The 21,130-nt window shown below is 65.7% G+C and carries 21 protein-coding genes; 5 read left to right on the forward strand and 16 right to left on the reverse strand.

Annotated elements, in window-relative coordinates; genetic code table 11:
- Nucleotides 1–123: 123 nt before the first annotated feature.
- Nucleotides 124–1,077 carry a calcium/sodium antiporter gene (locus ACQY4V_RS19560; protein ID WP_428514614.1) on the forward strand — a complete coding sequence of 318 codons (954 nt, stop codon included), beginning with the start codon at nucleotides 124–126 and terminating at the stop codon, nucleotides 1,075–1,077.
- Here ACQY4V_RS19560 and rnr read toward each other — a convergent pair.
- From rnr to dapE, 3 genes are all read right to left on the reverse strand, one after another.
- Entirely contained in the window at nucleotides 1,074–3,365 is a 2,292-nt protein-coding gene (gene rnr, locus ACQY4V_RS19565; protein WP_428514616.1) for a ribonuclease R, read from the reverse strand. The genes ACQY4V_RS19560 and rnr overlap by 4 nt on opposite strands.
- A 153-nt stretch (nucleotides 3,366–3,518) precedes the next feature.
- A complete protein-coding gene (locus tag ACQY4V_RS19570; RefSeq protein ID WP_428517305.1) occupies nucleotides 3,519–4,097 on the reverse strand; it encodes a TIGR04282 family arsenosugar biosynthesis glycosyltransferase in 579 nt (192 codons plus the stop codon).
- Nucleotides 4,097–5,254 (reverse strand): succinyl-diaminopimelate desuccinylase, encoded by a 1,158-nt coding sequence (gene dapE / locus ACQY4V_RS19575; protein WP_428514618.1) that lies wholly within the window; start codon nucleotides 5,252–5,254, stop codon nucleotides 4,097–4,099. The genes ACQY4V_RS19570 and dapE overlap by 1 nt, the downstream gene beginning before the upstream one ends.
- A gap of 298 nt (nucleotides 5,255–5,552) precedes the next feature.
- Here dapE and ACQY4V_RS19580 point away from each other — a divergent pair, with 298 nt between their 5' ends.
- The gene (locus ACQY4V_RS19580) at nucleotides 5,553–7,139 is read left to right on the forward strand and encodes a Hint domain-containing protein (protein WP_428514620.1); all 1,587 of its coding nucleotides are present in this window, start codon (nucleotides 5,553–5,555) and stop codon (nucleotides 7,137–7,139) included.
- 2 nt (nucleotides 7,140–7,141) lie between these two features.
- Complete coding sequence (locus ACQY4V_RS19585) at nucleotides 7,142–8,212, forward strand: Hint domain-containing protein (protein ID WP_428514622.1); 1,071 nt, start codon at nucleotides 7,142–7,144, stop codon at nucleotides 8,210–8,212.
- A gap of 13 nt (nucleotides 8,213–8,225) precedes the next feature.
- Here the strand turns inward: ACQY4V_RS19585 and ACQY4V_RS19590 are convergent, their stop codons facing one another.
- The 4 genes from ACQY4V_RS19590 to ACQY4V_RS19605 all read right to left on the reverse strand — a co-directional run bounded on the left by ACQY4V_RS19590 (nucleotide 8,226) and on the right by ACQY4V_RS19605 (nucleotide 11,248).
- Nucleotides 8,226–8,558, reverse strand: coding sequence for a hypothetical protein (locus tag ACQY4V_RS19590; RefSeq protein WP_428514624.1), 333 nt, complete (start codon nucleotides 8,556–8,558; stop codon nucleotides 8,226–8,228).
- A gap of 32 nt (nucleotides 8,559–8,590) precedes the next feature.
- On the reverse strand, nucleotides 8,591–9,418 hold the full coding sequence (gene dapD, locus ACQY4V_RS19595; protein WP_428514626.1) for a 2,3,4,5-tetrahydropyridine-2,6-dicarboxylate N-succinyltransferase: 828 nt from the start codon (nucleotides 9,416–9,418) through the stop codon (nucleotides 8,591–8,593).
- A 175-nt stretch (nucleotides 9,419–9,593) separates the two neighbouring features.
- Nucleotides 9,594–10,196, reverse strand: coding sequence for a DUF1236 domain-containing protein (locus tag ACQY4V_RS19600; protein ID WP_428514628.1), 603 nt, complete (start codon nucleotides 10,194–10,196; stop codon nucleotides 9,594–9,596).
- Between the two features lie 125 nt (nucleotides 10,197–10,321).
- Nucleotides 10,322–11,248, reverse strand: coding sequence for a threonine/serine dehydratase (locus ACQY4V_RS19605; RefSeq protein WP_428514630.1), 927 nt, complete (start codon nucleotides 11,246–11,248; stop codon nucleotides 10,322–10,324).
- Between the two features lie 88 nt (nucleotides 11,249–11,336).
- On the opposite strand from ACQY4V_RS19605, the gene ACQY4V_RS19610 reads away from it, so the two are divergent.
- Nucleotides 11,337–12,155: a TIGR00730 family Rossman fold protein gene (locus tag ACQY4V_RS19610; RefSeq protein WP_428514632.1), complete on the forward strand. Its 819-nt coding sequence runs from the start codon at nucleotides 11,337–11,339 to the stop codon at nucleotides 12,153–12,155.
- Here ACQY4V_RS19610 and ACQY4V_RS19615 read toward each other — a convergent pair.
- Nucleotides 12,152–12,691 (reverse strand): adenine phosphoribosyltransferase, encoded by a 540-nt coding sequence (locus ACQY4V_RS19615; RefSeq protein ID WP_152491035.1) that lies wholly within the window; start codon nucleotides 12,689–12,691, stop codon nucleotides 12,152–12,154. The genes ACQY4V_RS19610 and ACQY4V_RS19615 overlap by 4 nt on opposite strands.
- A 189-nt stretch (nucleotides 12,692–12,880) precedes the next feature.
- On the opposite strand from ACQY4V_RS19615, the gene ACQY4V_RS19620 reads away from it, so the two are divergent.
- Nucleotides 12,881–13,048, forward strand: a complete 168-nt coding sequence (locus tag ACQY4V_RS19620) for a hypothetical protein (protein ID WP_428514635.1) — start codon at nucleotides 12,881–12,883, stop codon at nucleotides 13,046–13,048.
- A 5-nt stretch (nucleotides 13,049–13,053) separates the two neighbouring features.
- Here the strand turns inward: ACQY4V_RS19620 and ACQY4V_RS19625 are convergent, their stop codons facing one another.
- The 8 genes from ACQY4V_RS19625 to rlmN form a co-directional block, all read right to left on the reverse strand.
- Entirely contained in the window at nucleotides 13,054–13,527 is a 474-nt protein-coding gene (locus ACQY4V_RS19625; RefSeq protein ID WP_428514637.1) for a DUF2269 family protein, read from the reverse strand.
- 2 nt (nucleotides 13,528–13,529) lie between these two features.
- The gene (locus tag ACQY4V_RS19630; protein ID WP_428514639.1) at nucleotides 13,530–14,810 is read right to left on the reverse strand and encodes a DoxX-like family protein; all 1,281 of its coding nucleotides are present in this window, start codon (nucleotides 14,808–14,810) and stop codon (nucleotides 13,530–13,532) included.
- A complete protein-coding gene (locus ACQY4V_RS19635) occupies nucleotides 14,807–15,433 on the reverse strand; it encodes a LysE family translocator (RefSeq protein ID WP_428514641.1) in 627 nt (208 codons plus the stop codon). Before ACQY4V_RS19635 ends, ACQY4V_RS19630 begins: the two co-directional genes overlap by 4 nt.
- Before the next feature lie 14 nt (nucleotides 15,434–15,447).
- Nucleotides 15,448–16,320 carry an S-methyl-5'-thioadenosine phosphorylase gene (locus ACQY4V_RS19640; RefSeq protein ID WP_428514643.1) on the reverse strand — a complete coding sequence of 291 codons (873 nt, stop codon included), beginning with the start codon at nucleotides 16,318–16,320 and terminating at the stop codon, nucleotides 15,448–15,450.
- Between the two features lie 68 nt (nucleotides 16,321–16,388).
- Nucleotides 16,389–16,577: a hypothetical protein gene (locus tag ACQY4V_RS19645; RefSeq protein WP_428514645.1), complete on the reverse strand. Its 189-nt coding sequence runs from the start codon at nucleotides 16,575–16,577 to the stop codon at nucleotides 16,389–16,391.
- A 328-nt stretch (nucleotides 16,578–16,905) separates the two neighbouring features.
- A complete protein-coding gene (locus tag ACQY4V_RS19650; protein ID WP_428514647.1) occupies nucleotides 16,906–19,149 on the reverse strand; it encodes a mechanosensitive ion channel domain-containing protein in 2,244 nt (747 codons plus the stop codon).
- A 192-nt stretch (nucleotides 19,150–19,341) separates the two neighbouring features.
- Nucleotides 19,342–19,755 carry a universal stress protein gene (locus tag ACQY4V_RS19655; protein WP_428514649.1) on the reverse strand — a complete coding sequence of 138 codons (414 nt, stop codon included), beginning with the start codon at nucleotides 19,753–19,755 and terminating at the stop codon, nucleotides 19,342–19,344.
- A 144-nt stretch (nucleotides 19,756–19,899) separates the two neighbouring features.
- Nucleotides 19,900–21,081: a 23S rRNA (adenine(2503)-C(2))-methyltransferase RlmN gene (rlmN, locus tag ACQY4V_RS19660; RefSeq protein ID WP_428514651.1), complete on the reverse strand. Its 1,182-nt coding sequence runs from the start codon at nucleotides 21,079–21,081 to the stop codon at nucleotides 19,900–19,902.
- Nucleotides 21,082–21,130 lie beyond the last annotated feature (49 nt).

Below are 21,130 nucleotides of genomic sequence, written 5' to 3' on the forward strand. Positions count from 1 at the left end.
CGGGCATGAGGCGCGATGAACCTGTCACGCCAGCGGAATCTTTCCGGCGCTATCTTGAAGTGGGACGGAGCCTGCTCAGATTCCCTGCAACGCGCCTTTTGTGCGGGATTGGAGTTACCCGAATTGGATATCGTCTTCGTGATCGCCGGGCTGGCGGGGCTGGTCCTTGGTGGCGAGTTGCTGGTGCGCAACGCGGTGCAGCTGGCCCGAGGCCTGAGCGTGTCGCCGCTGGTGATCGGGCTGACCATTGTGGGCTTCGGCACCTCGGCGCCGGAACTGGTGACCAGCCTTCAGGCGGCGTGGGTCGGCGCGCCCGGCATCGCCCTGGGCAACGTGGTGGGAAGCAATATCGGGAACACGTTGCTGATCATGGGAATCGCGGCGCTGATCTCGCCCATTCTGGTGGCGCGGCGTGCATTGGCACGAGACGGAACCGTGATGATGGGCGCGACGCTGGCCTGCGCGGCGCTGGTGCTGAGCGGCGAGATGGGGCGCGTGGCCGGGTTGGGCCTCATGCTGGCGCTGGCGGCCTACCTGGCCTTTACCTTTATGGCGGAGCGCAAGGGGCCGACCGCTGCGGGCGAGGTTTACGCGGCCGAGGGTGAGCTTTTGCCCGAGACGCCGGTGCATCCGGGGCGGGCGGGCCTTGGCCTTTTGATCGGGCTGGTGGTGATCCTGGCCGGGGCGCGGTTTCTGGTGTCTGGCGCCGTGGGACTGGCGCAGATGCTGGGGATGAGCGATGCGGTGATCGGGCTGACGGTGGTGGCCATCGGCACCTCGATGCCCGAGTTGGTGACCTCGGTGCTGGCCGCGCGCAAAGGGCAGGGCGACGTGGCCTTCGGCAACATCATCGGCAGCAATATCTTCAACATTCTGGGGATACTGGGGGCGACCGTGTTGGTGGTTCCGATGGTGCCGCCCTTGCCGATCACGGGGGTGGACTTGGCCGTGCTGGTGGGCTCGGCGGTCGTGTTCGTGGCGTTTGCCTTTACCGGCGCGCGGATTGACCGGCGCGAGGGCGCTGTTCTGATGGCGGCCTACGGCGCTTACATGATCTGGCTGCTGGCGGGCGTTTAACGCCGCTTGCGCGAGACCTTGCGCTTGGTCTTGTCGGACTTGTGCTTTTCACGCGCCAGTTTGCGCTTGGGTCCGCCGCGCCCGCCCTTGGGCATGCCGCGTCCCCGCCCCTTGCGGGGCGTGTCCGGGCCGGCGGGGGTGATCGCCTTGCCGTCGATGCGTATCAGTTCGAGCCCGAGCCCGCCGGTGACCGGCGCTGCCTCGCTGAGGCGGACCACGACGCGCTGGCCGAGGCCGATGACCATGCCGGTATCGGAGCCCATGAGCGTGCCGCGGTCGCGGTCGAGGTGGAAATACTCGTTGCCTAGCGCCCGCATGGGGATGAGGCCGTCCGCGCCGGTCTCGTCCAGCCGCACGAAGGCGCCGAACTTGGCGATGCCGCTGATCCGCCCGGTGAATTCCTCTCCCACGCGTTCCGACAGGAAGGCGGCGAGGTAGCGGTCGTTGGTGTCGCGTTCGGCCATCATCGAGCGGCGCTCGGTTTCCGAGATATGCTCGCCGGTGCTTTGCAGGCGCTCCTCGTCGGATTTCGACAAGCCGTCATCGCCCCAGCCATGCGCCGAAATGAGCGCGCGGTGGACGATCAGGTCGGCATAACGCCGGATGGGCGAGGTGAAATGCGCATAGGATTGCAGCGCGAGGCCGAAATGGCCGAAATTGGACGGGGCATAGTAGGCCTGCGTCATCGAGCGCAGGGTGGCGAGGTTGATGACTTCGACATGGTCGGTGCCCGCCGCGCCGTGCAGAAGTTGGTTGAGGTGCGATGTTTTCAGCACCTGCCCCTTGGCCAGCGTCAGGCCCGCGGCCTCGGCCACCTCGCGCAGGGTGTCGAGTTTTTCTGGCGGCGGCTCTTCGTGGACGCGGAAGAGGAGGGGGGATTTCTTGGCGATCAGCGTCTCGGCGGCGGCCACGTTGGCCAGCACCATCATGTCCTCGATCAGCTTGTGGGCATCGAGGCGGTCGGCGAAGTTGACGGATGTGACCTTGCCCTCGTCGCTGAGCACGACCTTGCGTTCGGGCAGGTCGAGGTCGAGCGGCTGGCGGTTGGCGCGGGCCTCTTGCAGGGCGGCGAAAGCTTCGTAGAGCGGGTCGATGACCTCTTCCATGAGCGGCCCGCATTTGTCGTCCGGGTTTCCGTCGCGTGCGGTTTGTACCTGCTGGTAGGTGAGCGAGGCGGCGGAGCGCATCAGGCCGCGCACGAAGTGGTGGCCGATCTTTGTCCCGTGGGCGTCGATCTGCATCCGGACGGCGATGCAGGCGCGCGGCACGCCTTCGTGCAGCGAACAGAGATCGCCCGACAGACGGTCGGGCAGCATCGGCACGACGCGGTCGGGGAAATAGCTGGAATTGCCGCGCTTGCGGGCCTCGGCGTCGAGGGCCGAGCCGGGGGTGACGTAACAGGCGACATCGGCGATGGCGACCCAGATGACGTGCCCACCCTCGTTCTTGGGGTCGTCGTCGGGATGGGCCCAGACGGCATCGTCGTGGTCGCGGGCGTCCGCCGGGTCGATGGTGACGAGCGGCAGGTCGCGCAGGTCTTCGCGGCCCTTGAGGCCTTGGGGTTTCTGCGCGTCGGCCTCGGCGATCACGTCGTCGGGGAAATCGTCGGGGATGCCGTGCTGGTGGATGGCGATCAGCGACACGGCCTTGGGCGCGGTGGGGTCGCCCAGACGGTCGAGGACGCGCGCCTGCGGCAGGCCCATGCGGCCCTTGGGCCCGGCCTGTTCGGCCTCGACCAGTTCGCCGTCCTTGGCGCCGCCGGTAGCGGAGGGCGCGACCAGCCATTCCTTGCCGTCGCCCTTGTCGATGGGCAGGATGCGCCCGCCCTCGGCGGTTTTCTTGAAGATGCCCAGCACCTTGCGCGGGTTGGTCCCGATCCGGCGAATGAGCCGCGCCTCGTAGTGATGTGCCTCGCCCTTGACCTCCTGCAGGCGGCCCAGGATGCGGTCGCCGGGGCCAAGCGCGGGATCGCTGGCGCGGGGGATCAGCAGGACGACAGGCTCGACGCCCTCGCCATGCCATTCCAGGGGACGTGCCAGAAGCTCGCCGTCGGGCGTCTGGTCGCTGACTTGCAACACGCTCACGGGCGGCAGCTTGTCGGGGTCGCGATAGGTCTTCTTGCGCTTCTCCAGGTGTCCCTCGGCCTCCAGCTCCTTCAGGATACGCTTGAGGTCGATCCGCGCCGCGCCCTTGATGCCGAACGCCTTGGCGATGTCCCGCTTGGAGGTCAGGGTCGGATTGTCCGAGATCCATTGCAGGACCTGTGATTTGGAAGGCAACTCGCTCATGCTTCGGGACGTAGCACGAAGGTGGGGGGCGTGCCATGCGAAGATTGCCGGCATGCGCCGGAGCGCCTGCTTTTTCTTGCCGTAAATACTCTCGGGGGTCTGGGGGTGAAACCCCCAGCCGGTCGACGCGGGCTTGGCCCGCGGCGAAACGGGTTACAGCGCGCGAAGATCGTCCGCCGTGTCCACATCCCGCAACGTGTCGACCAGACCGATCCGCGAGTCCGGTAGTGTTGCGCGGCTTTCGGCCAGCGCGTGCTCAGTGGACCAGCGGACGTCTTGCAGGAAGCTCGCGGGCACCGCGCGGATGCGTTTCATCCCGACCAGCCAGTAGCCGCCGTCGGGGGCCGGGCCGAAGACCGCGTCGTTCCGCCCGAGTGCGGCAAAGGCGCGGACGATATGGGCGGGGGTGATGCCGGGAATGTCGCCGCCTACGATGCAGACCGGGCCGGGCGGGCGGCTGCGCATGACGCGGGCCATGCGGGCGCCGAGGTCGCCGGGCCCCTGGGGGATGCGTTCAAGGTCATCCGGCCAGGCGCGGCTGGTCAGACTCGCCACGTCCGGGGCGACGGCCAGTACAAGATCCCAGCGGGTATCGCGCAGGCGGCGCAGCAGGCGCGCGGTCTGATGGCGGACCCACCAGGTGGCCGCTATGGGCCCGATGTCGCGGGCCAGGCGGGTCTTCACCCGGCCCGGACGGGGCTCTTTCAGCATCACCACCAGCTGGCGGCGGATCACGCGAAGTAGTCTTTCAGCACGCGGGCATAGATCGCCTTGAGCTGTTCGATATGGGCGATGTCCACCCGCTCGTCGACCTGGTGCATGGTATGGCCCACCAGGCCGAATTCCACCACCGGGCAGTGATCCTTGACGAAGCGCGCGTCGGATGTGCCGCCGCTGGTCGACAGGACCGGCGTCTGGCCGGTCTCGGCCTGAACCGCGCTCGACACGAGGTCCGAAAGCGGCCCCGGCGGCGTGAGGAAGCTTTCGCCGGAATTCTTGACCGTCATCTCGCCGGTGACGCCGAAGCTGTCGCAGACCGCATCCAGCTCGGATTGAAGCCACCTGGTCAGGCTGTCGCCGCTATGGGCATCGTTGTAACGGATGTTGACCGTCATGCACGTGCTTTCGGGGATCACGTTGGTCGCCGGGTTGCCGGTGTCGATGGTCACCACGGCGAGCGTTGACGGGTCGAAATGATCGGTCCCGTCGTCCAGCACGTCGCTGGACAGGCGGTCGGCCAGCCGTGCCATTGCCGGAAGCGGGTTCAGCGCCCGGTGCAGGTAGGCCGAATGCCCCTGCACGCCGGTCAGCGTGATCCACGCCGACATCGAGCCGCGGCGGCCGATCTTCATCATGTCGCCCATGGTCTCGGGGCAGGTGGGCTCGCCCACGAGGCAGGCGCTCATCGCTTCGCCCTCGGTTGCCATCCAGTCCAGCAGGGCCACGGTGCCATCCTGCGCGTCGCCCTCCTCGTCGCCGGTGATGGCGAGGAGGATCGCGCCCTCGGGGGGCGTGGTGCGCACAAAGTCGATTGCCGCGGCGGCGAAAGCGGCGACGCCGGATTTCATGTCCGTGGCGCCGCGGCCCCAAAGCTGGCCGTCGCGAACCTCCGCGCCGAAGGGATCGGCGGTCCAGGCCGCGGCATCGCCCACCGGCACCACGTCGGTATGCCCGTTGAAGCCAAAGCTGCGGGCCGCGCCCTTTTCGCCCCAGCGCGCGAAGAGATTGGCGATGCCGCCCCGGTCCACGCGGGTGCAGGCGAAGCCCGCCTCGGACAGCAGATTTTCCAGCAACACGAGTGCGCCGCCTTCCTCGGGGGTGACCGAGGCGCAGCGAACCAGTTTTGCGGTCAGGTCGACGGGGTCGATGGGGGCGGAGTCTTGTGGCATGGAGGTCTATCCTGTGAACTTTCGACAGACCTAGCCTGCACGGTCTGTAACCGCAAACCCGCGCCGGGAAAAAACTTTGCCTCCGGGACGGGGTCGGTGACGGAATTCCTTAACAAAGCGAAAAAAACGTGGTAACCGATCCTTAATAAATGACCCGAGGCAGGGCAAAAGAGCAGCTGGGCAAATCGCCCGACACGCAAGCAGGCACATAAAAACAAGCCGCGACGTGTCAGACCGGACCACCGGAAAAGCCGATTTTTGGCGTGCGCTGACCTTGGACGTACATGAGGTGGGCAGTATGGTCAGGGGCGTTGAAATCCCTATAGACGATCGTGCGTCGGCAAGAGAAATGGCCGAGACGATTTTTGGTGACGGTGTTCAGGTGGTCAGCGCCTCTTACACCGGCGACAACGATTCTTCGGGGATATACACGCAAGGCAACTCGGTCTCGCCAGGTGTGATGCCGTCGGATACCGGCGTGATGTTCTCGACCGGAGACCTGAACGGGTTCACCAATTACACGTCCTGGTGGTCGGGCAACTCGAACCAGTCGTCCCAGACCACGACCAATTCGAGCGGTCCGAACAACGACCCGATGTTCAACGCGGCGGCTGGGACAAATACCTACGACGCCTCTTTCCTCGACGTCGATTTCATTCCGACCGGAGATGTGATGACGATGCAGTTCGTCTTCGCCTCGGAAGAGTTCCCCGAATACGCGGTGGGTTCCTTTCAGGACTTCGTAGGAGTCTGGATCAACGGCACGCAGGTCCCGCTGAGCGTAGGGGACGGGGATATCGACCCCAACAACCTGAATGCCGGGTCTAACGCGAACCTGTACGTCGACAATACCTCGGACCAGTACAACACCGAGATGGACGGTTTCACCGTCACGATGACGCTGACGATTCCGGTCAATTCTGGCGATGTGAACTCGATCCGGATCGGTATCGCGGATGTGACGGACGCCAATTACGACTCGACGCTGATCATCGCGGGCAACAGCGTTCAGACGACGCTGGTGGCGCTGGACGATGTGTCCAAGCTGTATCCGACAGGGTCGAAGACGCTGGATGTTCTGGACAACGACGTGAACAACACCTCCGGTGCACTGACGATCACGCAGATCAACGGGCAGAACGTCGTTGCGGGCAGCACGGTCACGCTGGCCACCGGTCAGACGGTGCAGTTGAACGCGGACGGCACCATTACGGTCGTGGGAGACGGCGACGTCGAGGAAGTCAACTTTACCTACACGGTCGAAAGCGCGAACGGGCAGAGCGATACCGGTTTCGTCACGCTGAATTCGATCCCGTGTTTCGTGCGCGGGTCGCGCATTCGGTGCGAGCGCGGCGAGGTCGCGGTCGAGGACCTGTGCGTGGGCGATCTTGTCATGACGCGCGACGAAGGGTTGCAGCCGGTGCGCTGGATCGGCCATCGCGAGGTTGCCGGAACGGGGGAGTACGCCCCGATCCGCATTCTGGCGAACACGTTCGGCGCGCATGGTGAATTGTGGCTTTCGCCGCTGCACCGGGTTCTGATCCGCGACAGCCTGGCCGAACTGCTGTTTGGCGAGCGCGAGGTGCTGGTGGCGGCCAAGGACCTGGTCAACGACCGCAGCGTGCGGCGCGTCGAGGTCGACACCGTCGATTACTTTCACCTGCTGTTCGACAGGCATCAGGTCATCGTTTCGGAAGGGTTGCCGACCGAGAGCTTTCTGCCCGGGCCGCAGATCAAGGACAGTTTCGAGGCCGAGGTGCTGCAAGAGATCTGCACCCTGTTCCCCGAAATCGACCCCGAAACCGCCGAAGGCTACAGCCCTGCGGCAAGACGGATGCTGCGCGGCTTCGAGGCGCAGATCCTTTCAAAGAAATGGGTGGCGTGACAATGGGATGGATCGGACTGCGTGATCGCAACGATGGCTGGTTCAAACCGGATCCGCGACTGACGGAAGCCGGGGCGGACCGGGTGCTGCACCGTGGCAGCCTGGTGGTCGAGAGCCGCATCTCGGCTGAAATACGGCCGCAGACCATGCTGGCGTTCCGGCGGACATGGCCGATGCCGGGCCTGTTTTCGATCCAGGCGTTGCCGCAGGGCGGTATCGTCCTGGTGGACGCGCAGGGCGACGACATCTGCCACGCAACCCTGCCGGTGGATGGCGACGGGCGACTGGATATCCTGCGCCTGACCTATTCCTGGGATAGCACCGAAGGTTGGGCCCGGCTGACGCTGGAGCGACCCGAATCCGACCAGGTGCACACCGTGGCGATGACTGCCACGCTGCCCCTGCCGATCGACGACCTGAACGCGGTTTTCGCCCATGGATGCAATTTCGAGGTGGACGAGGAGGTGATTTTCCTTGCCCTGTCCGACCGGATCGAGCCGGTGGGACCGTTGCCAGCATTGACCGCGCAGGTGCCGATCATGACAGACCGGGGAGAGTGTCCGGCGGGCGAGATTCGCCGTGGCGACGTGGTGCTGACGGATGACGGCCAGCGCGTGCCGGTGTTGCAGGTGGTCAAGCGTACCGTTCCCGCGCGGGGCAGTTTCCGGCCCATTCGCCTGCGGGCGCCCTATTTCAAGCTGACGCAGGACATCGTGGTCTCGCCGCAGCAGCGGCTGGTGATGCACGGCAGCGAGGTCGAATACATGTTCGGCCGCGAGGCGGTTCTTGTGCCGGCGCGGCACCTTGTGAACGATCGCTCCGCCTTTCACGCCAAGGGGCCGGACCTTGTGACCTATCACCATCTGCTGTTGCCGGGGCACGAGGCCGTCTTGGCGGCGGGATGCGCGCTGGAGAGCCTTTACATCGGGCGGCTTCGGCGCAAACCCGAGGCCATCGCCGCAAGTGTTCTGGCGCCGTTCGACCGAAATCGCCTGCCTGAACACGCCAAGCCGGTCTGGCCGGTGCTGAAACCGTTCGAGGCGGTTACACTGGCGACAAGCCGCGCGGCCTGAACCGCGCGGAAGGTCAGTCGTAGAAGGGCGTCACCTGGGCGACGATGACGGCGTTTTCGTCCAGCGCGCGTTGCATCAGCTCTTTCTCGTCGTCGCTGATCTCGTGGCCCTCGGCGAGGCGCTCGTCGAGCGTGCCGTACCCGGATACATCCAGCGGTGCGGTGTCGGCCTGTTTCAGGATCGCCACGGTTTCGCGTACCGCTTCCGCCTCGTCCACGCCGGAGGCATAGACCACCAGCGCGGCGCCAGTGGCCTTGTCCGGCAGACCGTCGCCCTGCTTGCGGCCGATCTCGACCAGCAGGGTAAAGACCTGCTGGGGTTTCTTCTTGTCAGGGTCTTTGGCCATGAGGACCTCGTGCCGGGCCTGCCGCGCAGGGATCAGTCGCGCAGCAACTCGTTGATGGCGGTCTTGGAGCGGGTCTGTTCGTCCACCCGCTTGACGATCACGGCGCAGTAGAGGTTGAGGTTGTTCTTGGTGGGCATCGATCCCGACACGACGACCGAGTAGGGGGGAACCTCGCCCATAAAAACCTCGCCGGTTTCGCGGTCGACGATCTTGGTGGACTTGCCGATATAGACGCCCATGCCCAGAACCGAGCCTTCGCGGACGATGCAGCCTTCGACGACCTCGGACCGGGCGCCGATAAAGCAGTTGTCCTCGATGATCGTGGGGCCGGCCTGCATTGGTTCCAGCACGCCGCCGATGCCGACGCCGCCAGACAGGTGCACGCCCTTGCCGATCTGCGCACAGGAGCCGACGGTGGCCCAGGTGTCGACCATCGTGCCTTCGTCCACATAGGCGCCGAGGTTCACGAAGGAGGGCATTAGCACCACGCCGGGGGCGATATAGGCCGATTTGCGCACGATGCAGTTGGGGACCGCGCGGAACCCACCGGCCTTCCATTCGGCGTCGCCCCAGCCCTTGAACTTGCTGTCGACCTTGTCCCACCAGGTGCTGCCTTGCGGGCCGCCCGCCTGCGGTTCCATGTCTTTCAGGCGAAAGCCCAGCAGCACGGCCTTCTTGGCCCATTGGTTGACGAGCCAGTCGCCGTTCTCCTGCCGTTCGGCCACGCGCAGTTTGCCACTGTCGAGAGCGTCGAGCGTCGCCTCGATGGCCTCGCGCGTCTCGCCGCCGGTCGAGGGCGTGATCTGGTCGCGGGTTTCCCATGCGGACTCGATTGCGGTTTCAAGCTGTGCGTTGGACATCTGTTGCGTGCTCCCCTTGGCAGGTCGTGTTGTGCTGAAATGCCCTATACGGGCGGACGGGGGGGATCGCAATGCGACGCGACGCCGGTCATTCGCGGCAGGTTCCGCCGTGCGCGCATGAAAAAGGCGGGCGCCCGAGGACGCCCGCCGAGGGACAAGGGGCCAGGATACGGCGTTACCGCACCACGTAGACCACTCGGCGCTCTGCCGGTTCCACCAGCACCGGCACGCCGTTCACATAGGCGTAGCGATACTCGGTATCGGGGACGGGTTGCAGCGCCACGGCCGCGGGCAACTGTGCGCCGGTCACGACTTCGCCATCAAGATAGATCGGCTCCATCGGGTTGTCGCGCACATAGACCACCGTATTGTCTGCAGGCGTGATCGGAGTGATATAGGTGTCGTCGACCACTGTGCCGATGGCACCGCCAGCGGCGACGGTGTCCGCTTCGCTATAGTCATAGGTCACGGTCGGGAGTTGCATCGCGCTGCGGTTTTCGATCACGCGGACCGAACCGGCATCGGTGGACGCGGCGAGATAGTCGCCATAGGCCCACCCCTGGGTGCCGTTGTAACTGACCTCGCACCAGGAGCTGGCTTCGATGCAGCCCAAGATGCTGACGGCGCCGGCGTTGGGGATGACGGCGATCACGGGTTGCGCCGGGCTGGGGCCCGCGCGCAGGTTCAGGTCGGTCACGGCGGTTGCGTCGACATCCGCCATGGCGGCGCCAGCGCCGAGGGTGCCGGCAAGGGTCAGGCTCAGAAGTCGGGTCTTCATTTGGAAATCCTCCTCACTCACATGGGCATGCCATGCAGACGGAATGTCCGCCGGCAATCTGAGGCCTTAACGCGGCGATTTCCAAGAGCGTTCCCGGTCGTTTCGGCAAAGCGGGAAAACGGGCGTCAATCCGCCGATAAGGGATCTGGCGTGAGATTGCCGCCGCAGACCAAGACCGCAATTCGCTCATCTTTTTCAGGTCGGTAGGCGCCGCTGCTCAACGCGGCGAGGGCGGTGGCGCCGGCGGGTTCGACAAGCTGGCGGGCGTCTTTCCAGAGCGCATGCTGGGCGGCGGTGATGGCGTCGTCGCTGACGGTGACGGAGGTCACGTCGTGCGCTTGCGCGAGGTCGAGGCATATCGAGCCGATGCGCCGCGCGCCAAGCGCGTTGGCCGCGACGCCCGAGACCTCGACATCGACGGCCTTGCCGGCCTCAAGTCCGGCATTCAGCGCGGCGCAGGTCTCAGGCTCCACCGCCACGACCTTGCGCCGCCCGTCGAGCCACGCCAGCGCGCCTGCGATCAGCCCGCCGCCGCCCACGGCGATCAGGACGGTGTCGGCCTCCAGCCCTTGGTCCTCCCACTCGGCCATGCAGGTGCCCTGGCCCACCACGGTGGCGGGCGCGTCGTATGCGTGGATCTGCATCGCCCCGGTTTCGGCCTCGTATTCGCGGGCGGCATCGAGCGCATTGGAATAGGCGCCTTCGACCACGTGCAGATCGGCGCCCTGGTCGCGGATCAGGGCGATCTTGGCGGGGCCGGCCATTTCGGGCACATAGATGCGGGCACGGTGGCCAAGTTTCGCGGCAGCATAGGCCACGGCGGCACCGTGGTTGCCGCCTGAGGCCGCGACCAGCCCGGCCTTGGGGACGTCCTGCGACAGAAGGGTGTTGAAGGCGCCGCGCGGCTTGAAGCTGCCGGTGTGCTGGGTGTGCTCCAGCTTGAGCTCGATGGGGCGGTCGAGGCCGAAGCCCGACACCTGCGCCACCGGGGTGCGACGCAGGTACGGAGCGATGCGGAATTTCGCGGCGGCGATCTCGGTTTTCCAGTCCATTTCAAGCCTTTCCTTTATGCCCCGTATCTAGGCAAATCGCGTGGAACCCTATACGGGTGGAAAAACGAACCCAACAGGGAAGTTCAGGATGAAAGACGACCGCAATAGCCAGTTTCGGGACGCGCATTCCGATCGCAGCACCGCCGCGCAGGTGCCCGACACGCCGCAGACCCGTGCGCCGGCCTATCGCCTGGCCTTTGCCGACGACGATTTCCTGTGCCGCGACGAGCTGCGGCCCGTGCGGTTGCAGCTGGAGCTGCTGAAGCCCGAGATGATCCTGAACGAACGCGGGATAGAGAGCACGGTCGTGCTGTTCGGCGGCGCGCGGATTCCCGAACCTGCGGTCAAGGATACCGCGCGGACCGAGACGTTGGCGGAACTATCGCGGTTTTATGACGAGGCGCGCAGCTTTGCGAAGATGCTGACCGAAAAGTCGATGCAGAGTTATGGCCGCGAGTTCGTCGTGGCGACGGGCGGCGGGCCCGGCGTGATGGAGGCGGGCAACCGTGGGGCGGCCGATGCGGGCGGTACGTCGATCGGGCTGAACATCGTGCTGCCGCACGAGCAGGCGCCGAACGAATACGTGACGCCGGGGCTTTGCTTCAACTTCCATTACTTCGCCATCCGCAAGATGCATTTCCTGATGCGCGCGAAGGCGATCTGCTGCTTCCCCGGCGGGTTCGGGACGCTGGACGAGATGTTCGAGGCGCTGACGCTGATCCAGACGGACCGGATGAAACGCGTGCCGTTCCTGCTGTTCGGCGAGGAATTCTGGCGCAAGATCATCAACTGGGAGGCGCTGTCGGAGGCCGGAACGATCAGCGCCGACGACCTTGACCTGTTTCAGTTCGTGGAGTCCGCCGAGGAGGCGGTGAAGATCATCGACGACTGGTACGAGGAGCTTTAGGCCCCGTCGAATTCGCAGAGGGTGTGGACGTCCATGCCGAGCGCCTCGATCCGTTTGCGCCCGCCCAGTTCGGGCAGGTCGATGACGAAGGCGCAGCCGACGATCTCGCCGCCCAGCCGTTCGATCAGCTTGATACCCGCCTCGGCGGTGCCGCCGGTGGCCAAAAGGTCATCGACCAGCAGGACCTTTTCGCCGGGGGTGATGGCGTCGTCGTGGATCTCGACGATGGCCTCGCCGTATTCCAGTAGATACTCCTCGGAAATCACCTTGCCGGGCAGTTTGCCCTTCTTGCGGATCGGCACGAACCCCTTGCCCAGTTGGTGAGCCACGGCGCCGCCCAGGATGAAACCGCGCGCCTCGAGCCCCGCGACCTTGTCGATTGCCATACCGGCGTAGGGGTGCAGCAACTGGTCCACCGCAAGGCGCAGTCCGCGCGGGTCGGCAAAGAGCGTGGTGACATCGCGGAACATGATGCCCTCATGCGGGAAGTCGACGATGGTGCGGATGTAATCCTTGACCGTTTTCGCGTTGGGCATGGCGGTGTCTCCGGTTGGGCCTGTCCGCCTTTGCGTTTGGCGCAACTGGCGCGAAATCGCAAGGTTTGGCTGGGATCGGCAGGGTATTGGCGGCCAAGGAATTGATTTGCAAGAGCGTTTGCCAAGGCTGCATATGCTTTGTATATACCTTGGCAAGCCGGTGACGGAAAACGCAAATCAGGAGCTCGCGTGGCCAAGACTGACGACAAGAAAGCCGGGAAGAAAGACAGCCAGCTGATCCTGCGGCTGAACAAGGATGACCGCGACACGTTCATCGAGCTGTGCAAGGAGATGGACACCAGCGCGGCGCGGGAGATCCGCGGGTTCATCCGGAAATTCATCAAGAAAAACAGCTGACGCGCCTACCAGAGGGCGGGTTTCGTGACCATCAGCCAGAAGACGCATGTCAGCGCCGCGAAGGCGGGCCAGCCGAGGGCGAACCAGAGGCGGTAGGCGCGGTGCGCTGCCGGTGGCAGGGGCGCGTCGGTGCGCAGCGCCTCGGCGGCGAGGTCGCGGATGCGGATCTGCAGGCGCACCACGGGCGCCCAGCAGAGGAAGGCCATCACGTATAGAGCGTAGGTCGCCAGGAGCCACGGTGCGAAGGGGTCGAAGCCTGCCATGTGGATGAGGGCAAGGCCGGTGAGCGGCTGCACGATCCCGGCGGGAGTGGTGAAGAGCCAGTCGGCCACCACCACGCCAGAGGCGACGGAGTGGATCGTCTGCACCCGGCCCGTGCGCATTGCCCAGACCATCTGGAACGCGGTGCCGATGCCGGTGCCGAAGAGGACGGTCGAGCTGAGGATATGGAGCCACTTGGTAATCAGGTAAGGGTCCATCGTCAGCGCTCGTCTTCGAGGATGGCGTGGACCGCGATGAGGACGAGTATGGGCAGGTTCTTGAGAAGACCGCCCAAGGGCAGCAGCCACAGGCCCGGGGCAAGGATCGTAAAGGCAACGGTGTAGGAGAGGACCAGCGCGGCCTGAAGCGCGGCGAGCAATCGGGGGCGCCAGCCTCGGAACAGGGCAGCGGCGAGGGCGAGGTCCAGGAGGCCACCCAGACGGGCCATCGCGACGAGGGCTGCGTCGGGCAGGGACTTGTCCGGGATCAGGGGCAGGAAATCGGCGCGTGGCAGGAAGAGCCCCAGAAGGCCGGAGGCCAGCCACAGAAGGGCCAGCACGATGCGCAGGGCCGGGCGGGCGAGGTAGAGCCGGGCGTGCCAGAGGTCTTGCGTGCCGGCGGGGCGTGCGGCGAGAAAGGTGGAAAAGCCGCGCGGTTTCTCCGGCAGGGTCTCGGTCAGCCTGGCATGGTCGGCCAGGACGCCGTTCTGGAGTTGCGCGACCGAGGTGGCGGAGATCGGCCCGAGGCGCATGGCGTCACCGATCCGGCCCAGGGCTTTGGCAAGCCCGACGGGCAGTCGCAGCAGGCGGGTGGGACGCAGCCCGAACCATGCGCGCAAGGCTTGCAGCATCCCGGCTTGGGTCACGGTTTCAGGTCCGCCGATGTCATGCGGGCCGGGGCCGGGGGGATGGCGCAGCAGGTGATCGACGGCGCGGGCAAGGTCGGCGGAGTGGATCGGGTTGAAGGTCTGTTGCCCGTCGCCGACGACCGGGGTGAAGACCGGCAGGGCGGCCAGAGCTCGGGCGAGCGACGAGCCGCCATAGGAGGTCTCGCCCAGAACCAGGCCGACGCGGAGGATGGTAACGTCATGATCCGACGCGATTTTCTCACCCTTCTGGCGGAAGCGGGCAAAATCGGTGTCGGCGCCGTCGATGCCGACAGCGGAAATGAGCAAGCCCTGCGCGTCGGGGAGAGCGTTGTAGAGCGCCTGGGGAGCGGTGCCGTGGACGGCGGTGTAGGTGGCCTCGGAGGCGTCAAGGACGCCGGCGCTGTTGACGAAATGGGTGACGCCGGAGGTCTGGCTGCTCCAGAAGGCGGGGTCGTGGGCCTGCGGGTCGGTGAGATCGACCTGCAAGGTGTTGAAACCCATGCGTTTCAGGCGCGCAGTGCGGCGGGCGCAGGCGAGCACGTGCCAGCCCGCGTCGCGCAGGCCGAAGGCGAGGTGGCGGCCGATGAAGCCATCGGCCCCAAGGACGAGGACGGTGCCGGGTGCGCCGCTCACGCGGTGCGGCGCAGGGCGGCTGTCATCACGCCCATGCCCACGAGCGCCGCGCCGCCGCCACGGGTGAGCCATGTGATGACCGAAGGCCGCCCGATGGTCTGGCGCAGCCGGTCGGCCAGAAGCGCATAAATCAGCGCGTTGAGCCATGCGAGACCCACGAAGGTGGCGATCAGGATGGCGAATTGCGGGGCCAAAGCCCTGTCGACGCTGACGAATTGCGGTACGAAGGCGATGAAGAAGGCGATGGATTTGGGGTTCAGCGCGGTGACGGCGGCGGCGTGCCAGAAGACGCCGCTGGCGGGTTTGGGGCCGGTGGCGACCTGGCCCAGCCCGGCGCTGGGGGCGCTGCGCAGGAGCTTGATGCCGAGATACACCAGATACGCCGCGCCGATCCATTTCAGCACGGTAAAGAGCGTGGCCGAGGCCAGCACCAATGCACCGAGTCCCAGAAGGGACGCGGTCATCGCCACTAAATCGCCCAGGGCGACGCCTGTGGCGGAGGCGACGGCGATTCGCTTGCCCTGGCTGAGGGCGTAGGACAGGACCAAGAGCACGGTCGGGCCGGGGATGAACAAAAGCGCGAGCGTCGCCGCGACGAAGGTGAGCCAGAGATCTAGAGGCATCGGGTAAAGCCTTTCTAAAGGACGCGGCCCGCGACGGCACCGAGACGCGCCACCAGGGCCGGGTCGCGGGCCTCGGGCGCGGTGAGGATGGCGTGTTCGAGGGCGCGGTCGCAGCCATGGGCGCAGGGCCCTCGGTCTTCGGACCCCAGCAGGCCGGGCAGGCGGGCGACCATGTCGCGGGCCTTGTCGGCGTTGCCCAGAAGGGTGCCGATGATCTGCGTGACGTCGACCTCGCCGTGGTCGGGATGCCAGCTGTCGTAGTCGGTGATCATGGCGACGGAGGCGTAGCAAAGCTCGGCCTCGCGGGCGAGCTTGGCCTCGGGCATGTTGGTCATGCCGATGACGTCGGCGCCCCAGCTTTCGCGGTACATTTTCGATTCCGCCAGCGTGCTGAATTGCGGGCCTTCCATGGCGAGGTAGGTGCCGCTGTCATGGACCGTCACGCCGGCCGCGCGGGCGGCCTCGGCGCAGGCTGACCCGAGGCGCGGACAGCTGGGGTGGGCCACGCTGACATGGGCGACACAGCCCTGGCCGAAGAAGGATTTCTCGCGGGCGAAGGTGCGGTCAATGAATTGATCTACAATGACAAAATCGCCGGGCGCCATTTCTTCGCGGAACGACCCGCAGGCGGAGACGCTGACGATGTCGGTCGCGCCGATGCGTTTCAGCGCGTCGATATTGGCGCGGTAGGGCACCGTCGAGGGCGAATGCATGTGGCCGCGCCCGTGACGGGGCAGAAAGGCCATGTAGGTGTCGCCCAGCATGCCGGTCAGGACCTGGTCGGAGGGCACGCCCCAGGGGGTGTCCACCGTGACCCATTCGGGGTGTTGCAGGCCCTCTATTTCATAGAGGCCCGAGCCCCCGATCACGCCGAGATAGGATGTCATGGGTGTCCTTTCCACTTTGCCACAGCGAATACCGTGCGGCGCGGAAATTCAACCCTGTAACGGCGGTCTCAGGCGCCGGCGCCCAGCGTGCAGAGATCGCCGCGGCCGGTCAGCGAGGTGACCATGCGGCCCTCGTCGGTGTCGCGGATGGCAAAGCCGTAGCCGCGCAGCCGGAACTTCCATTCCCGGTCGGAGACGCAGCGCAGGCGTTCGCGCATGACGAAGTTGCGGATGTCGTTCTTGGTCTCAAATCCCATCGTTTCCTACCCTTCCACAAATAGGTTGATGAAACAGCGATAAATACGGTGCGTGGCAACAATCGTGCCGAAATGTGGCGCGGAAAAGAATTCTGCAAATTGCTGACAGAATGGTTAACGGCGGGTCGGGGCGCCGAAACGGGACGTCGGTATCGTGTCGGTATCCGGGTGGTATGACGACGGTGTGATTTTCGCACATTCGGCGGCTTAACGGACCGCACGGGGCGGCGCGGAAATTTCAAAATTTCCGCGCCCGGAAAATGCGCATTTTCCGGGGGCATTTTCCGCGTGGAAAATGCAGCCGACCGTGTTGTGCGTGCCGCCCCCGTCAGACGTCGGGGTCGTCTTTCATGTCGAGATGGGGGTCCTGGGTTTTCCTGGTGTCCTGCGCCGGTGCCTGGCTGGACCCCTCGATTGTCCTGGCCTCGTCCGCGGCGCGGTCGAGGCGCAGGTGGGTGGCGGCGCCGTTCTTGTCCTCGCCGAAATAGATGGTCTGGTGCGGGAAGGGGATCTCGATGCCGCGTTCGTCCATGATCCGCTTGCAGATCTCGTTGAAGGCGCGGCCGGTGCCCCATTGCGTGCCCGGCACGGTCTTGATCCGGGCGCGCAGCACCACGGCGCTGTCGCCCAGGGATTGGACGCCGAACCATTCCAGGTCGCCGGTGATGTTCTCGCCGGCTTCGCTTGCGCGCAGTTCCTCGAAGGCGTCGACCATGGCGTCCTTGCCGTCATTGACGTTCTCGCGGTAGGCGATGCCCACATCCGCGACGAAGTAGGAATAATCGCGTACGTAGTTCGACACCATGTCCACGGAGGAGAACGGGATGAGATGCACCACGGCGTGGACGTCGCGCAGGGTGACCGAGCGGATGGTCAGCTTCTCGACCGTGCCGGTGGTGCCGCCCAGCGTCACCACGTCGCCCACGTTGATGGCGTTCTCGAACTGGATGAAGATGCCGGTGATGATGTCCTGCACCATCTTCTGCGCACCGAAACCGATCGCCAGGCCGAGCACACCGGCGGAGGCGATGAGCGGGGCGATGTCGACCCCAAGCTCGGCCAGCACGAACATCACGATGATGACCATGAGCGCGATGGTGGCGGCGTTGCGCAGAAGCGTCAGCAGCGTGATCTCGCGCGAGGTGGGAGCGCTGCCGAACTCGGGGTTCAGGCGGTAGTCGACCCATGACACCAGCGCCAGCCACAGGATCGCGCCGGCCAGCAGGATGAAGGCGATGCTGATGATGGCGCCGGCGGCCCAGACGCCGAACTCGCTGCGCATCAGGCCGGAGATGTCCCAGAGACCGATGGCGTCGAGCGCGAAGGCCAGAACGCCGATCACGATGAAGACGCGCACGACCTGGATCACGCGGCCCAGAAGGGAGTTGATCCGCGGCTCGAGCGTGGGCATGCGGCTGCTGACGTTCATCGGCATGTGCATGCCGCGCACCGCGAAACGCGAGAGCCCGCCCGAGATCAGCACGCCGAGGATGATGATGCCGACCACCTGCGCCGAGCTGATCAGCAGCGGCAGGATCAGCCCGTCGGGGCGTGCGGCCACGATGACAGCGAGGCCCGCCAGGTAGAGCAGCACCGGGATGTACCAGTTGCGGCCGATGAAGCGCAGGGCGCTGGGCCGCTCTTCGGGGTCGGGGCCGAGGATCCAGCCGGCGACATCCTTGCGCGAGCGCACCACCAGGATGGCGGCCATGGCGATGGCGATGAAGGCCAGAAGGGTCGAGATGCCCCGCCCGGCGGCATAGGAGGCCTGCCGGTTGACGATGGGGACAATCAGGAGCTGGCCGTAGCCGATGACGGACGCGATGGCGCCGAACCACGAGGACATGCGCCGGGCGGCGACGTCGGAGATGGCGACGAAGCGCAGTTCGTGCGTGGAGGGTGCGAGCACCGCGCGGATGGCCACCTTGGCCAGTCCGACGAGCAGGAAGGCGTTAAGATAGAGCGTCTGGCGCACGCCGATGACGCCGGTTTCGCCGTAAAGATACAGCGCGACGAGATAGCCGAGACCCCAGGCCGCGAGGACCACGAGGATGTCGATGAGGCAGGTGGCGGCGACCACCGCGAGGGTGCGCACGAAGCCCCAGTCATGGGCCTTGTCGCCCATGCGGCGATAGATCAGCCGCGCCCCGGCCCGCAGCACCAGGTAGGCGCCGACGGTGACGACGATGACCACGGCCAGCGCCTGAAGCGCCTCCCACAATACGTCGAGCTGCCCGCCATCGAGCGCCAGGAGCGTGGTGGGCAGGGCGATTACCGCACCCAGGGCGGAGCCGACGGACGTGGCGGCGGTCTCGAAGAAGGACTTGGTGAAATCGGCCAGCTGGCGCCCGATCGAGGTGTCTTCCTCGGGATCGACGACCTCGTTGGTGGTGGTGGTTTCGGCCGCGCCGCGCAACGACTGGATCAGCGCGTCGCGGGCCTCGGGATTTTCGAGCAGATCAATGAGTTGCTGTGCCTCGGCAGAGGGCACGTTGGCCTCTTGCGCGCTGGCGGGGGTGAGGAAAAACAGGCCGAGCGCGGCCACAAGCAGAATACGGGTCAAAAGATACATGGGTCGTCCAGTGCTGGTCTTCGATTTGCCGGAGACTTAGCACTGTGAGCCGTGACAGCAACCTTGGCCTTGCGCGCAAGGCCGCGCCGGTGCCGAGGGAGACCGCGGCCCCGTGGCCGGTCGGATCAGGATCGAACAGCCGGTGTCGGGGGGACCGGCGGGCCCGTGGCCGTGCCGGTCCCGGTGCGCGCGTCAGCCGCGGACCACGTAGACCGAGCACTTGGCGTGGGTGACGACGTGGCTGGCGGTGGTGCCCAACAGGTAGTCCTGCACCTTGGGGTTGGCCGAGTTCATCACGATGACGTCAACCTTGCGCTCGTCCGCGAGCTTGACGATCTGGCGGTGGATCGCGCCCTTGCGCACGACGGTTTCTACCTGGACGCCATCGGGCGGATTGTCGTTGAGGAACTTCGCCAGCTGCTGGGACCAGTACACCTCGGAGTCGCGGATGTTGAGGTTGCGTTCCATTTCCGGGGCGACGGTGGCCACGATGAGCTTGGCGCGACGGCGTTTGGCCATAGAGACGGCCTCGTCATAGGCGCGGGTGTTGGTTTCGAGGTGACGCAGGTTCACGGGGCAGAGGAGCAGTTCGACGTCTTTGGCCATCGGGTATTCCAGTTTGTGCGTGGTGGGTCGAAAGCGGGCGGGATGGCGGGTGGCGGGGAGGTCACGGCTCAACGATCCCACGGGCTTGGTCCGGGGGTTTAAGAGAGGCGGCGTTCCCGGGTCAAGCCCGGGATGCGATGAAATTCAAAGGCCGGCCTCGGCCTCGATCTCGCGCCGGGACTTGCGCTGGCGTTCGGTGGCGGACTTCAACTGGCCGCAGGCAGCCATGATGTCCTCGCCCCGCGGGGTGCGGATGGGCGAGGCATAGCCGGCCTTGTAGATGATGTCGGCGAATTTCTCGATCCGGTCCCAGTCGGAGCGCTGGTGCGGGGCTCCGGGCCATTCGTTGAACGGGATGAGGTTGATCTTGGCTGGAATGCCCTTGATCAGCTGCACTAGGCGGCGGGCGTCCTCGTCGCTGTCGTTGACGTCCTTGAGCATGACGTATTCGAACGTGATCCGCTCGGAGTTCGAGGCCTTGGGATAGGCACGGAGCGCATCCAGCAGGGCGGCGATGTTCCATTTGCGGTTGATCGGCACCAGCTTGTCGCGCACCTCGTCGGTGGTGGCGTGGAAGCTGACGGCCAGCATGCAGCCGATTTCCTCGGCGGTCTTGTGAATTTCAGGGACGATGCCGGAGGTGGACAGCGTGATGCGGCGGCGGGACAGCGCGATGCCTTCGCCGTCCATCGCGATCTTCATCGCGTCGCGGACGTTTTCGAAATTGTAGAGCGGTTCGCCCATGCCCATCAGCACGATATTCGACAGAAGGCGGGGGCCATCTGTGCCCATGCCGACGCCTGGTTTGGGCCATTCATCCAGATCGTCGCGGGCCAGCATGACCTGGCCGATGATTTCACCGGCGGTCAGGTTGCGCACCAGTTTCTGCGTGCCGGTGTGGCAGAAGGAACAGGTGAGGGTACAGCCGACCTGGGAGGAGATGCAGAGCGTGCCGCGGTCTTCCTCGGGGATGTAGACGGTTTCCACCTCGTGCCCGCCGGCGATTCGCACCAGGTACTTGCGGGTGCCATCGGCGCTGACCTGGCGGTCGACGATCTCGGGCAGGTCGATGACGAATTTCTCGGCCAGTTCGGCGCGGTAGGCCTTGGAGAGGTTGGTCATGTCGGCGAAGTCGCGCACGCCCCAGCCGTAGATCCACTGCCAGATCTGGTTCACGCGCATCTTGGCCTGCTTTTCCGGGGTGCCGTGGGCGATCAAGGTGTCGCGCAGGGCGTCGCGGGTGAGGCCGACAAGGTTGATCGGCCCCTCGGGCAGCTTGCGGGGGATGGTCAGGACATCCTGGGTGATGGGCGCAGAATCGGTCATCGGTTCACGTGAACTCGGGTTGCAGATACGGCTCCATATAGGAAACGAG

Source organism: Roseovarius sp. (genome assembly GCF_965277045.1).
Lineage (GTDB): Bacteria > Pseudomonadota > Alphaproteobacteria > Rhodobacterales > Rhodobacteraceae > Roseovarius.